The sequence below is a fragment of the Nonomuraea sp. NPDC004354 genome (genome assembly GCF_053602555.1).
Map to the genome: position 1 here is coordinate 210,945 of NZ_JBSGDV010000003.1, position 12,562 is coordinate 223,506.

General features: G+C 71.6%; 12 protein-coding genes. 2 read left to right on the top strand and 10 right to left on the bottom strand.

Features of this window, described 5'->3' with window-relative positions:
• Nucleotides 1-63 precede the first annotated feature (63 nt).
• From glnII to ACWENQ_RS11695, 9 genes are all read right to left on the bottom strand, one after another.
• Nucleotides 64-1,083, bottom strand: coding sequence for a glutamine synthetase (glnII, locus tag ACWENQ_RS11655; RefSeq protein ID WP_449927179.1), 1,020 nt, complete (start codon nt 1,081-1,083; stop codon nt 64-66).
• An 84-nt stretch (nt 1,084-1,167) separates the two neighbouring features.
• Nucleotides 1,168-3,075, bottom strand: coding sequence for a sensor histidine kinase (locus tag ACWENQ_RS11660; RefSeq protein ID WP_452413994.1), 1,908 nt, complete (start codon nt 3,073-3,075; stop codon nt 1,168-1,170).
• A gap of 3 nt (nt 3,076-3,078) precedes the next feature.
• On the bottom strand, nt 3,079-4,317 hold the full coding sequence (locus ACWENQ_RS11665; protein WP_449927173.1) for an amidohydrolase family protein: 1,239 nt from the start codon (nt 4,315-4,317) through the stop codon (nt 3,079-3,081).
• Entirely contained in the window at nt 4,314-5,135 is an 822-nt protein-coding gene (locus tag ACWENQ_RS11670) for an energy-coupling factor transporter transmembrane component T family protein (RefSeq protein ID WP_449927170.1), read from the bottom strand. Before ACWENQ_RS11670 ends, ACWENQ_RS11665 begins: the two co-directional genes overlap by 4 nt.
• Nucleotides 5,136-5,138: 3 nt before the next feature.
• A complete protein-coding gene (locus ACWENQ_RS11675; protein ID WP_449927167.1) occupies nt 5,139-5,708 on the bottom strand; it encodes an ECF transporter S component in 570 nt (189 codons plus the stop codon).
• An 18-nt stretch (nt 5,709-5,726) separates the two neighbouring features.
• Nucleotides 5,727-7,328: an ABC transporter ATP-binding protein gene (locus ACWENQ_RS11680; protein WP_449927164.1), complete on the bottom strand. Its 1,602-nt coding sequence runs from the start codon at nt 7,326-7,328 to the stop codon at nt 5,727-5,729.
• Complete coding sequence (locus ACWENQ_RS11685) at nt 7,325-8,425, bottom strand: adenosylhomocysteinase (protein ID WP_452413996.1); 1,101 nt, start codon at nt 8,423-8,425, stop codon at nt 7,325-7,327. Before ACWENQ_RS11685 ends, ACWENQ_RS11680 begins: the two co-directional genes overlap by 4 nt.
• Nucleotides 8,419-8,724: a hypothetical protein gene (locus ACWENQ_RS11690; protein ID WP_449927158.1), complete on the bottom strand. Its 306-nt coding sequence runs from the start codon at nt 8,722-8,724 to the stop codon at nt 8,419-8,421. Before ACWENQ_RS11690 ends, ACWENQ_RS11685 begins: the two co-directional genes overlap by 7 nt.
• A gap of 41 nt (nt 8,725-8,765) precedes the next feature.
• Nucleotides 8,766-9,845, bottom strand: a complete 1,080-nt coding sequence (locus ACWENQ_RS11695; RefSeq protein ID WP_452413998.1) for a calcium:proton antiporter — start codon at nt 9,843-9,845, stop codon at nt 8,766-8,768.
• 60 nt (nt 9,846-9,905) lie between these two features.
• On the opposite strand from ACWENQ_RS11695, the gene ACWENQ_RS11700 reads away from it, so the two are divergent.
• Complete coding sequence (locus tag ACWENQ_RS11700; protein WP_452414000.1) at nt 9,906-10,505, top strand: TetR/AcrR family transcriptional regulator; 600 nt, start codon at nt 9,906-9,908, stop codon at nt 10,503-10,505.
• 109 nt (nt 10,506-10,614) lie between these two features.
• Here ACWENQ_RS11700 and ACWENQ_RS11705 read toward each other — a convergent pair whose 3' ends face one another.
• Nucleotides 10,615-11,091 carry a hypothetical protein gene (locus ACWENQ_RS11705; protein ID WP_449927149.1) on the bottom strand — a complete coding sequence of 159 codons (477 nt, stop codon included), beginning with the start codon at nt 11,089-11,091 and terminating at the stop codon, nt 10,615-10,617.
• 123 nt (nt 11,092-11,214) lie between these two features.
• Between ACWENQ_RS11705 and ACWENQ_RS11710 the strand changes: the two genes are divergently transcribed.
• Nucleotides 11,215-12,561 (top strand): TrkH family potassium uptake protein, encoded by a 1,347-nt coding sequence (locus ACWENQ_RS11710; protein WP_354907417.1) that lies wholly within the window; start codon nt 11,215-11,217, stop codon nt 12,559-12,561.
• Nucleotide 12,562 lies beyond the last annotated feature (1 nt).

Here is a 12,562-nt window from a genome sequence, read left to right on the forward strand (position 1 = left end):
ATCCGGGGACCCGCCGGGCCGTCAGACCCGGCCGGTCTGCCGTCGGACCCGGCCGGTCTGCCGTCAGACCTGGCCGGCCTTCTCCAGGGCGGTGCAGCAGGTGTCCACCAGCAGGCGGGTCACCACGTACGGGTCGACGTTGGCGTTCGGGCGACGGTCCTCGATGTAGCCCTTCTTGTCCACCTCGACCTGCCACGGAATGCGCACCGAGGCGCCGCGGTGCGAGACGCCGTAGGTGTACTTGTTCCACGGCGCGGTCTCGTGGTGGCCGGTCAGGCGGGACTCGATGCCGGAGCCGTACTGGGTGACGTGCTCCATCGGCTTGTCGCCCTCGCCGAGCGCCTCGCAGGCGGTGATGATGGCGTCGTAGCCTTCGCGCATCGCCTTGGTGGAGAAGTTGGTGTGGGCGCCGGCGCCGTTCCAGTCGCCGCGGGCGGGCTTGGCGTCGAGCGTGGCCTCCACGCCGAACTCCTCGGCGGTGCGGTAGAGCAGCCAGCGGGCGATCCACAGGTGGTCGGAGACCTCGAGCGGGCCGGCCGGGCCTACCTGGAACTCCCACTGGCCGGGCATGACCTCGGCGTTGATGCCGGAGATGAGCAGGCCGGCGGCCAGGCAGCGGTCGAGGTGCAGCTCGACGATCTCGCGTCCGAAGATCACGTCAGCGCCGACGCCACAGTAGTAGGGGCCCTGCGGGGCGGGGAAGCCACCCTCGGGGAAGCCGAGCGGGCGCGAGCCCTTGAAGAAGGTGTACTCCTGCTCGATGCCGAACCACGACTCCTGCTCGGCGAAACGCTCGGCGATCGGGCGGAGTCGCGCACGGGTGTTGCTGGCGTGCGATTCGCCGTCGGTCTCCTCGACCTCGCACAGGACCAGGATGTTGTCACCGCCGCGGATCGGGTCGGGGCAGGTGAAGACGGGGCGGAGCACACGGTCGGAGGAGTGGCCCACGGCCTGGTTCGTGCTGGAGCCGTCGAAGCCCCACAGCGGCGGGGTGGCGCCGTCGGCAAGGATCTTCGTCTTCGAGCGGAGCAGAGCCGTGGGCTCGGTGCCGTCGATCCAGATGTACTCAGCCTTGATGCTCACGGCGGTCCTTTCGGGGTGTTTCTCAGCCACGCCGAGATTCGCAGTGCGCCGTTTCGCGGTTTTTGCCCGTATGTGAACGGCATGTTAATCGGGGCGAGTGTGAGCAAGGTCACCCGTGGACGGATCGGTCATCAACGACGGCGGAATGAGGACGATGGCGGTGGTGCCGCCGTAGGCGGAGCGCTGCAGGGTGACCTTGATGCCATGACGTACGGCCAGCCGTCCGACGACGAACAGCCCGAGCCTGTCGCTGTCGGCCAGGTCGAACTCGGGCGGGTCGGCCAGGCGCCGGTTGAGCTCGTCGCGTTCGGCGTCGGGCATGCCGAGGCCGCGGTCCTCGATCTCGACGGCGAAGCCGCGGGCCACGAGCTCGCCCGTCACGTTGACCTGGGTGTTGGGCGGGGAGAAGACGGTCGCGTTCTCGACCAGCTCGGCCAGCAGGTGGATGACGTCGGCCGCGGCGCTGCCGGTGAGGGTGCCCTCGGAGATGGGGTGGATGGTGACGCGCAGGTAGTCCTCGACCTCGGCCACCGCACCGCGCACGACGTCGAGCATCTGGACGGGGCGGCGCCACTGGCGTCCCGCGGGCGCGCCGGACAGGATCACCAGACCCTCGGCCTGGCGGCGCATGCGGGTGGTGAGGTGGTCGAGCCGGAACAGGTCACTGAGCTGGTCGGGCTCGGCGGTCTTGCGCTGCATGGCGTCGAGCTGGCCGAGCTGGCGGTGGACGAGCGACTGGTTGCGCCTGGCCAGGTTGCGAAAGACGCGGTTGAGGCCCTGGCGCAGCTCGGCCTGCCCGACGGCGGCCCTGACGGCGGTGCGGCGGACGCTTTCGAAGGCGTTGGCCAGGTCGCGCACCTCCTGGGTGGGGGTCGAGACGGAGATGGGCGAGGAGGTGTCGGCCTCGGCGGTCTGCCCGCTGCGCAGCCGTTCGACGAGCTGCGGCAGCCGTACCTCGGCCACGTCGGTGGCGGCGCCGCGCAGGCCGTCGAGCTCCTCGACCAGGCCGCGGCCCAGCCGTACCGACCAGATGACGGCGACCAGGATGGCGGCGATGCCGAGCACGCCGACGATGCCGATCCTGAGGATGATGCCGCCCGCGGCGTCGTCGGACCTGTTGGTGAGCAGCAGGACGCGGGATTCGAGCAGCTGGTCGAGCCCCGGGCCGAGGCGGGTGACGGTCTGCTGCCACGCGGTCGTGTCGCGCGGCAGCCTGGCGTCCTCGACGATCTCGTGTTCGAGTACGGCCAGCCGCTTGCTGTCGGCGCCCTCGAGCAGCCGCTCGAAGGGGCCGCGCAGCTCGGTGTCGAGCATGGCCACGCCCTCGTTCATGAGCAGCTGCCGGTTCGGCGCGAAGACCTCCATGGCCTCGTACTCGTCGTGTTCGAGCGTGCCCGACATCACCGCGCCGGAGATCATCGCGTCCTCGCGCGACATCAGGTCGCGGGCGTGGGCGATGCGCTGCAGGCCGATCGCCTGCTGGTAGAGCTGCACCCGGGGCACGGTGATGAGCTGGTCGAAGAGGCGGAAGACGGTATCGGTGATGGCGCCGTAGGCCTGGACGGTGTCGAGCCGGTCCGACTGCCTGCCGTCGACCTTCTCGCGGAGCCTGGCCAGGCCCTGGGTGCGCTCCACGACGGCGTCGATGGCGGCGCGCACCTCCGGCGTGGTCACGGTCGAGGCGCGCTCGCCGGTGGCCGTCCCCCGGAACTGCTCGACCGCCTGGTCGGTACGGCGCCGCGCGTCGGCGAGCCTGAGCGCGTCCGGCTGTCCCGCGCTCAGGTAGACGGCCGAATCCCTGCGTTCCTGCTGGAGCGAGGTGACGAGCGTGGCGGCGGGGTCGCCGATCTCCTCGAAGACGGCCGTCGCGGCCGACAGTTCGAAGAAGTCGCCGAGCACGTGCCCCGCCACGAAGGTCCACAGGCCGACGAGGGCCACGATCGGCACGCTGAGCAGCGAGTACAGCTTGAAACGCAGACTTTGGGAGGCCATGGGTCAGGTCATTCCGGTCAGGGGCGAGCCGCCTACCACGGTCGCGACGCAGCGGCCCGCGCCGTGCTCGGCGAGGGTCCGGTAGGGGTTCGCGGTCGAAGGGTCGAGGTCGAACACCGCGAAGTCGGCGCGGTGTCCCGGGGTGAGGCTGCCGATATCGTGCTCCAGGCCCATCGCGCGGGCGCCCCCGACGGTGGCCGCCTCGATCAGCCGCTGGTCGAGGTCGCCGTCGCGGTAGCCCTGCCGTACGGCGAGCTCGCGGAGGGCGGCGACGTCGGCGAGCAGGTCGAGCGAGGGCGAGGACGACAGCGAGTCGGTGCCGACGGCGATGGGGTTGCCTTCGCGCAGCAGCGCTGCCACGTCGGGGCCCGGCAGGCCGAGCACGTGGTTGGAGCGGGGGCAGAGCGCGACGGAGGTCTCGCGTTCGCGCAGCAGCGCGCGGTCCTCGGCGGTGAGGTCCACGCCGTGCGCGATGTGGCAGGTGGGGCCGAGCAGTCCGGTGGAGTCGACGTAGGCGACGGGCGCCAGCCCCGAGCCGCCCTCGCGCAGGAGGGCGAAGTCGAGTCCGAGCTTGGTGATGTACCGCTCGAGCGCGCCCGTGCCGTGGACGGTGAACTCGCGCTCGTGGGCGGACTCGGCCAGGTGGATGTGGATCCGCAGGTCCCGCTGCCACGCCAGCGCCGCCAGGTCGGCCAGCACGCCGGTGTCGAGGGAGTAGGGGGCGTGCGGCGAGACGGCGTCGGCCTTGGCGAGCAGGTCGAGGTAGCGCTCGCGGCCGCCGTCGCGCCAGGAGGTGTCGTTGTCGCCGAGCGCCTCCAGGTAGCGCAGGCCGCCGAGCGGGGTGTCGACGAGCGCCTCCTGGTCGGTGACGATGTCGGCGACGGCGGTGGTGCCGGTGCGCAGGCACTGCCAGGCCCCGTCGGTCGCCCCGGCCGCCCAGTCCCACACGCCGTGCCGGAGGGCGGGGTTCCAGCTGCCGTCCTCGCCGCCGAAGTAGACCCGGTCGAAGACCTCGGCCCACTCCTCGAAGGAGGCGTAGACGCGGCGGCCGACCTCGGCCATGCAGGTGTACTGCAGGTGGGTGTGCGCGTTGACCAGCCCGGCGACGATGATCCCCGGGTAGTGGACCGCGCCCCCGCCGGTGTCGATCGCCTCGATCCTGCCGTCGCGCACCGCGATCCTGCCGTCGCGCACCGGCGGGCCGTCCATGGGCAGCACGAGCGGGGCGCTGAACGTGGTCACGGCACCCATACGACGTCACTCCCGAAGATCTTGTAGCTGAGCAGCGCCACGGTGAGCGCGGCGAAGGAGCCCAGCACCAGGTAGTCGGTCCTGTCGAAGGCCAGCTCGCGCATCCAGGTGCGGTGCTTGGCGCCGAACCCGCGCAGGTCCATGGCGTTGGAGGTGTCCTCGGCGTCGATGAGCGCGTTGACGGTGAGCGGGATGACGATGGGTTTGAGGGACCGGAGGCGTTTGACGGGGTTGCTGGTGCGCGGATGGTCGTAGCCGCGCACGCGCTGGGCGTCGATGATCTCCTGCATGCCGGCCGCCGTGGACGGCAGGAAGCGGAAGGTGAGGTCGACGCCGAAGGCCAGCCGCTGCGACACCTTCAACCTGGCGAAGGTGACCCCGAGATCTCCGGGCGCGACGCAGAAGGCGACCGGAAAGCCCATCATCGCCAGCGACACGAAGCGCACCAGCAGCGTCGCCGAGTACGACAGCGTGGCGGCGGTGACCGCGTTGCCGGTGATCGGCATCGTGAACAGCGTCGGCGCCCCGGTCGTCGTCTCGATCTGCAGGGCGTCGGTGAACACGCTGTTGACCAGCACGGTGATCGTCATCAGCGTGAGGACGAACGCCCAGTTGGCCCTGACCGCCCGCCACGGGATGCCCGCGCTCAGGTAGTAGGCCAGGGCCACCAGGCCGCACAGCAGGATGACCCGCAGGTCGTCGAGGCGCGCCACTGCCACGAGGTAGAACACCGGGACCAGCAGGAGCACGCGCGGATCACGGCGTCCGAGGAAGGAGTCGCCTCCCAGGTAACGTGGCGTGACGTCCATCGGCTACCTGCCGATGCGCTTGGAGATCGGTTCCCAGACCGCGTCGAGCGCGGGTGTGAGAATCAGCGCGACCAGCGTGTTGCTCAGCAGCAGCGGGCCGAAGGCGACGCTCGCCCAGGTCGCGAAGTTCATGTCCTGCAGCCACATGTCGGTGAAGGTAGTGGCGAAGGCGATGAGCATGGCGATCCAGGTGACGACGCCGACGGCGACCAGGCGGACGGCCTCCTTGCGGAGCCGGGAGGCGACGAGGGCGAACAGCACGCCCGCCAGCAGACCGGTCAGGGCGTTGGCCAGGCTCCAGTTCCAGTAGGTGAACGCGCCGTAGCCCTTGATCTGGTCGATGACGATGTTGCCGACCAGGCCGACGAAGAAACCGGCGACCGGGCCGAACCGCATGCCGAAGAACGGGACGAGCGCGAAGGCGGGTCTGATGTCGACGTTCTGGGTGCCGGGGATGGTGAAGCTGATGAGGCCGAGCACCGCGTAGAGCGCTGCGCCGACGGCCGCGAACACCACGACCCTGGAGTTGATCTCCCACAGGGGTGGGCGTGGTGATACTGCCTCTGTACTCATGGGGGGTCGAGTCCTTCCTCACTGGGGGGTCAGGCGCGCTAATTGGAAGGGGTGCGGGATGGTTCCCGTTCCGGGGAGGCGGTCGCGGACGGCTCGGACCAGGCTGGTCGCGCGCAGGCCCGATTCGGCCCACAGCTCCTCGCGGTGGGCCAGCTCGGCGGGGGGCGCGTCCGCGACGATCCGCCCCCCGTCGACGATCACGATCCGGTCGGCCGAGGTGATCGCCAGATCGACGTCGTGGGTGATGAAGTAGACGCTGCGCATGCCGCCGAGCACGCGCTCCATGAACGTCGTGGTGGTGTGCAGGTCCTGCCCGGCGGTCGGCTCGTCGAGGATGAGCGTCTCGGGCCGCATGGCCAGGGCGAGGGCGACGGTGAGGCGGCGCTGCTGGCCGTAGGACAGGGTGTGCGGCGAGCGTCGCATGATGTCGGGCTCGTGGTGCAGCAGCATGGCGGTCAGCGCCGCCTCGGCGGTCTCGGCGATCTGGTCGGCGCTCCACCCCAGGTTGCGGGGGCCGAAGGCGAGCTCCTCGGCGACGGTGGCGGAGAACAGCGCCTGGCTGGGGTTCTGGAAGACGTAGCCGAAGGTGGTGGCCAGGCTCAGCGTCGAGCGCCGGTCGACCGGTTCGCCGTCGACCAGCACCCGGCCGGCGGAGGGCTCGATCAGCCGGACGGCGGCGCGCAGCAGCGTGGACTTGCCCGCGCCGTTGCGGCCCAGCACCGCGATCCGTTCGGCCGCCCCGAGCGCCAGGTCGACCTCGCGCAGGACGGGCCGCGGGCCGTACCCGAGGGTGACCCGCTGGTAGTGCAGCCTGGCCGGGCCGCCGGGGGGCGCGGCGCGTGGCAGGGCGGGCACCTCGGGCAGCTCGTCCGCCCTGGCGACCAGCGCCTCGAAGGGGAGCTTGACGTGCGCGACGGGGGCTTCGCGCAGGAAGCCGGTCACGTCGCCGGTGTAGCGGGGCCGACCGCCCTCCAGGTAGAGCACCTGGGTGGGGCCGAACTCCAGCAGTTCCTCGACCCGGTGCTCGACCACCACGGCCGCGCCGCCGTCGTCGACGAACCGGCGCAGCTCGGTCAGCAGGTGGCGGCTGGCGGCGGGGTCGAGGTTGGCCAGGGGCTCGTCGACCACGACCACCCGTGGCCGCATGACCAGCACGCCCGCGAAGGCCACCATCTGCAGCTCGCCGCCGCTCAGCTCGTGGGTGGCGCGGCCGAGCAGGTGGGTGATGCCGACCCTGGCGGTGACCTCCTCGATGCGGGCGCGGATCTCGGCTCGGGGCAGCCCGAGGTTCTCGGGGCCGAAGGCGAGCTCGGAGAAGACGGTCGCGCCGACGATCTGCTTGTGGGGGTCCTGCAGGAGCGTGCCCACGACGGTGGACAGCTGCCGGATCGTCTGGTCGGCGACGGGCGCGCCGCCGACGTTGACCTGCCCGGTCACCTCGGCCCGGTAGGAGTGCGGGACCAGGCCGTTGACCATGCGCAGCAGCGTGCTCTTGCCGCCTCCCGAGGGGCCGCTGACCAGGGCGAAGTCGCCCGCGGCCACCTGGAGCGAGACGTCGCTGAGCACCTGCAGGCCGGTCGCGCGGTAGCGGACGGCGGCGTCGCGGATGTCGATGATCACTGGTCGAGCTCCAGTCCGAGCGCGTCGAGCTTCAGCCTGGCCACCCGCTCGTCGAGCTCGTCGGGCAGCGGGTGCAGTCCGGGTGTCAGGTCGTGGGTGAGCAGGTGGCCGACGGCGAGGGCCTGCAGCGACAGGGACAGGTCCATGATCTCGATCGGGTTGCCCTCGGCGGCCGCGCAGTTGACGCATTCGCCGTCGGCCAGCAGCCGGTAGGCGCCCGCGACGCCGGGCTCGACCTCGTCGCGCACTCCGCCGGCGACCGCCACGACCGCGCCGGCCCTGAGCGCCTCCAGGTGCTGCCGCCTGATCGTGTACGGCTCGCCGGTCGCGGAGAACACCAGGTCGGCCTCGGCGCACGCGGCGAGGAGCCGGCGCACCTCGTAGCCGTCGTGGAAGGCGCGCAGCGCGGCGAGCGCGTCGACCTCGCTCACGATCACCCGGGCGCCGAGCGCGGCCGCGTAGCGGGCGACGCCCTGGCCGACGTGGCCGTAGCCGGCGACGGCGACGGTCGCTCCGTCGAGGTCGAGGCCGGTCAGGTCGAGGGCGGCCATCACGCACGACTGTCCCGTGCCGTGGACGTTGTCGAACAGGTACTTGGAGCGGGCGTCGTTGACGGCGATGACCGGGATGCGCAAGGGGGTGCGCCGCAGGGCGCGCAGCCCGCTGGTGGTCTCCTCGGCCGCGCCCTTCAGCGTGGCGAGCCGGTTCTCGGCGTGGGCCAGCGTGATGACCCGGGCGCCGTCGTCCACCAGCACGTCGAGCCGCTGGTCGAGCATCCTCCTGGCCAGCTCGTCGTCCTCGGCGCGGCGGGCGTCGGAGCGGGCCAGCACGGCGACGCCCTCGTGGACGAGCGCGGCGGCCACGTCGTCCATGGTCTCCCTGCCGGGACAGGTGACGATGACGTCGGCCCCGGCGTCCCTCAGCGTCAGGGCCAGGTTGGCGGTCTTGGGCTCCAGGACCAGGACCAGGCCGATCCGAACGCCGTGGAGGGACAGCCCCGAGCGCAGCGCGGCCATGACCGGCATGAACCGGCGTGCCCACGCGATCTTCTCCAGCCCCTCGGACCACCGCTCGGGGTGCCTGATGTCGGTTAACACGTCAGGTCCACCACGAACAGGCGGCCCTGCGCCAGGACCCCGTCACGCATCCGCTCGCCGTCGCCCGGCCGGGTGGTCGCCAGGATCGCGCCGGGCCGCAGTGCGGCCCGGTCGACGTCGTCGCCGATCACGAGGTCGGCCTCGGCGAGCGCGGCGCCGGGGTGGGCGCCCATGGCGCGCAGGCGGGAGGCCAGTCCTGGCACGTCGCCCACGATCGATACGCGCTTGCCCGCCATGAGGAGGTTCGTGCGCCGCAGGATGGTCTGGATGACGACCTGGGCGGCAGGTAGCGGGGTCAATGGTCTCCGTCCGAAATCGCAGGTTCCGATTAAAGGGGAGATCAGGGGCTGACGGCAAGGAAGAGAAAGGCCCCGAAAAGCACCAGGTGGACGGTTCCCTGCATGAGTGTCGCTCTTCCCGGGGCGACGGTCAGAGTTGTTATCACCACCGTCAGTGCCAGCAGCACCATCTGGAGCGGTCCAAGGCCGAGGGCGAGACTGTCGCCGGTCAGCAGCGAGACGACTGCGATCGCCGGAATGGTCAGCCCGATGCTCGCCAGAGCGGAGCCGAGCGCGAGGTTGAAGCTGTTCTGCACCCTGTTGCGGGCCGCGGCGCGCACCGCCGCCACCGTCTCTGGCAGCAGGACCAGCAAGGCGATCGCCACGCCGACCGTGGTGCGCGGCGCGCCGATCGCCGCGATGCTCTCCTCGATGGCCGGAGAGACGGTCTTGGCCAGTCCCACGACGCTGACCAGGCAGATCAGCATCAGGCCGAGGCTGATCAGGGCGGTGCGCCCGGTGGGCGGGTCGGCGTGCTCCTCGGACGGGCGCACCCCGCCGCCGGCCTGGACCGGCAGGAAGTAGTCGCGGTGGCGCACGGTCTGCATGAAGACGAACACGCCGTAGAGGACCAGCGAGGCGATGCCCGCGAAGGCCAGCTGCGCGGCCGAGTACGTCGGTCCCGGCGTGGCGAGCGTGAAGTTCGGCAGGACCAGCGCGAGCGTGGCCACGGCGCTCAGCGTCGCCAGCGCGGCGGTGACGCCGTCGACCCTGAACTCCAGCACGTGGTGCTTCAGCGCACCCACCAGCAGGCACAGGCCCATCACGCCGTTGCAGACGATCATGAAGGCGGAGAACACGGTGTCGCGCGCCAGGGACTCAGCACCCGCGCCGCCCGCGCTCATCAGGATGACGATGAGCCCCACCTCGATGACGGTGACGGCGATGGCCAGAATCAGCGTGCCGAACGGCTCCCCCACCCGGTGGGCGACGATCTCCGCGTGGTGCACGGCGGCGATCACGGCGCCGACCAGGGCCAGTGCGACCAGCGCCATGAGCAGGCCGACGGCCGGGCGGCCCCAGGCGAAGGCGAGAACGAGGAAGGCGGCGACAGGCACGATCACGGTCCAACGCAACATCATGCCGATCACCCTATCGGCTTCCCTTGACGGAGTGAGCGCTCACTCCGTACCGTGGGCGATATGACGACAGACACACCCCGGCGCCGCGCCCCCGGCATGACCCCCGAGCGCCGTCGCGCGATGATCGTCGCCGCCGCGCTCCCCCTCGTCGCCGAGCACGGCACCGCCGTGACGACCAGCCAGATAGCCCGGGCCGCCGGCATCGGCGAGGCGACGATCTTCCGCGTGTTCGCCGACAAGGAGGAGCTGCTCGACGCCTGCATGGCCGAGGCGCTCCGCCCCGACCACGCCGTCGAGCAGATCGCCTCGATCCCGATGGACCAGCCGCTCGCCGACCGCCTCACCGAGGCCGCCGACGCGCTCGGCGCCCACCTCGCCCGCATCGGCGCCGTCGCCGGGGCGCTGATGTCCTCGGGCCACCGTCGCGGCGACGCGACCGCCGGCCGGCCCGGCGACCGCGAGCGCTCCATGGACCTCGTCAGGGCAGCGATCGCCGAGCTGTTCGAGCCGGAGGCGGGCGCCCTGCGGGCGAGCGCCGACCAGGTCGCCACCGTCTTCCTCGGCCTGCTGTTCACCGGGGCGCGCACGGGCGACGGCCCCGCCACCGCCGATCTCGTCCAGATCTTCCTCTACGGCGCGCTGCGGGAGGAGCCCTCCTGACCGTCCCGCCCGTCCCCGCCGCCGACGGTCAGGACGCGGCCAGGTGTCCTCGCCGGCATCGTCACCGCTCCCCCGCTCTCCGCCGGCGCGACCGGTGACCGCACCGAGGTCACGTCCCTTCGCTGACCGAGCCGGTGCCGGACACGGTGATCACGGCCTGCGGACCCGCCTCGCCGCAGTCAGGGCCGTTGGGGAAGACGGCCTTCGGCGTGAGGGTCAGGCGCCGCTCCACGACGGTCGCTCCGGCCCGCCCCTCCAGCCGTAGCACCGCGTCCACCCGCGCCTTCGGCAGCTCCGCCAGGTCGCCGAAACCCTGCTTGCCGCCCTTGGGCCCCAGCTCGGCCGTGCAGTCCGTGCCCTCGCAGCTCTGCCGCACGATGCCGCCGGCCGGGTGGAGCTCCACCCTCGTCCGGCGGCAGGAGCCGTTCCAGCATGCCGTCAGCTCGGCCGCCGACACCCGGCCGGCGAGCGGGGCGTCGACGCGTATCGAGATCCCGGCGGGTGCGCCGACCAGCGTGCACGCCCGCTCGGCGGCGCAACCCGGCAGCGCCGTCAGGATGCCCACGGCCGCGACAAGTCTCCTCATGCACCCACTCACGTGCGCCGCGGCCGTGTGGTTCACCCCGGCCTCGTGGCCCGAGCGGAACCCGATACGGTTCTGGGTCGTGATGTCAGCGACGATCCTGGCCAACGGTCCGCGGCGGGGGCGATGAGGAGGTCGACCGCGCTCGAACGGTTCCAGCGCCCCACCCAGGTGATCGCCACCGCGTTCGGGCTCGCCGTCCTGGCGGGCACGCTGTTACTGATGCTGCCCGCGGCCACGACCACGGGCGAGCCGGCCGGCTGGGTCATCGCGGTGTTCACCGCCGCCTCGGCGGTGACCGTGACCGGCATGGCGACCGTCGACACCGAGGGGCACTGGTCGGTGTTCGGCGAGGTGGTGATCGCCGGTCTGATCCAGGTCGGCGGCCTGGGCATCATGACGCTCGCCACCATGTTCACCGTCCTGGTCTCGGGACGCCTCGGCCTGCGCGCCCGCATGCTGGCCCAGGCCGAGTCCAAGGCGCTCGGCACCGCCGACATGCGCAGAGTCGCCCGCAAGGTGCTCTTCTTCAGCCTCGGCTGTGAGGCGGTCATCGCCGTCATCCTCACCCTGCGCTTCCTCCTCGGGTACGGCGAGCCGCTGGGCAGGGCCGTCTACCTGGGTGTCTTCCACGCGATCTCCTCCTTCAACGACGCCGGGTTCGCCCTGTGGAGCGACGGCCTGACGCGCTTCGTCGGCGACCCGTGGATCTGCCTGACGATCGCCGCCGCGGTCATCGTCGGCGGGCTCGGCTACCCGGTCGTCTTCGAGCTGTTCCGCGCGTGGCGGCACCCGGGCCGGTGGACCGTGCTCACCAGGATCACCGTCTGGATGACGGTCGTCCTGCTGGCCGCCGGCACGCTGGCCTTCCTGCTGACCGAGTGGACCAACCCGCGCACGCTCGGCCCGCTCGACGAGCCGGGCAAGCTGCTGGCCGCCTTCTTCGCCGGCGTCATGCCGCGCTCGGCGGGCTTCAACACGCTCGACATCTCCCAGATGCACCCGTCGAGCTGGCTGGTGACCGAAGTCCTGATGTTCATCGGCGGCGGCAGCGCGGGCACGGCGGGCGGCATCAAGGTGACCACCTTCGGCCTGCTGGCCTTCGTCATCTGGGCCGAGTTGCGAGGGGAGTCGAGGGTGAACATCGGGCACCGCCGGCTGCCGGAGTCCGCGCAACGGCAGGCCGTGGCGATCAGCCTGATGGCGGTGGCGTTCGTGACCGTCTCCACCTACATCCTGCTGGTGATCACCCCGCACAGCCTGGACAGGGTGCTGTTCGAGGTGATCGCCGCCTTCGGCACGGCGGGCCTGTCCACCGGCATCACCGCCGACCTGCCGCCCGCGGCGCACCTGCTGCTCGTGCTGCTGATGTTCGTGGGCCGGATCGGGCCGCTCACGCTCGGCTCGGCGCTGGCCCTGAAGGAACGCTCGAGCCGGTACGAACTACCTGAGGAACGGGTCATAGTTGGTTGAC

Bases quoted from the DNA above. Each gene is read 5' to 3' on its own strand.
- ACWENQ_RS11660 (WP_452413994.1), bottom strand. From the start codon at position 3,075: ATGGCCTCCCAAAGTCTGCGTTTCAAGCTGTACTCGCTGCTCAGCGTG.
- ACWENQ_RS11670 (WP_449927170.1), bottom strand. From the start codon at position 5,135: ATGGACGTCACGCCACGTTACCTGGGAGGCGACTCCTTCCTCGGACGC.
- ACWENQ_RS11675 (WP_449927167.1), bottom strand. From the start codon at position 5,708: ATGAGTACAGAGGCAGTATCACCACGCCCACCCCTGTGGGAGATCAAC.
- ACWENQ_RS11695 (WP_452413998.1), bottom strand. From the start codon at position 9,845: ATGATGTTGCGTTGGACCGTGATCGTGCCTGTCGCCGCCTTCCTCGTT.
- ACWENQ_RS11700 (WP_452414000.1), top strand. From the start codon at position 9,906: ATGACGACAGACACACCCCGGCGCCGCGCCCCCGGCATGACCCCCGAG.
- ACWENQ_RS11705 (WP_449927149.1), bottom strand. From the start codon at position 11,091: ATGAGGAGACTTGTCGCGGCCGTGGGCATCCTGACGGCGCTGCCGGGT.
- ACWENQ_RS11710 (WP_354907417.1), top strand. From the start codon at position 11,215: ATGAGGAGGTCGACCGCGCTCGAACGGTTCCAGCGCCCCACCCAGGTG.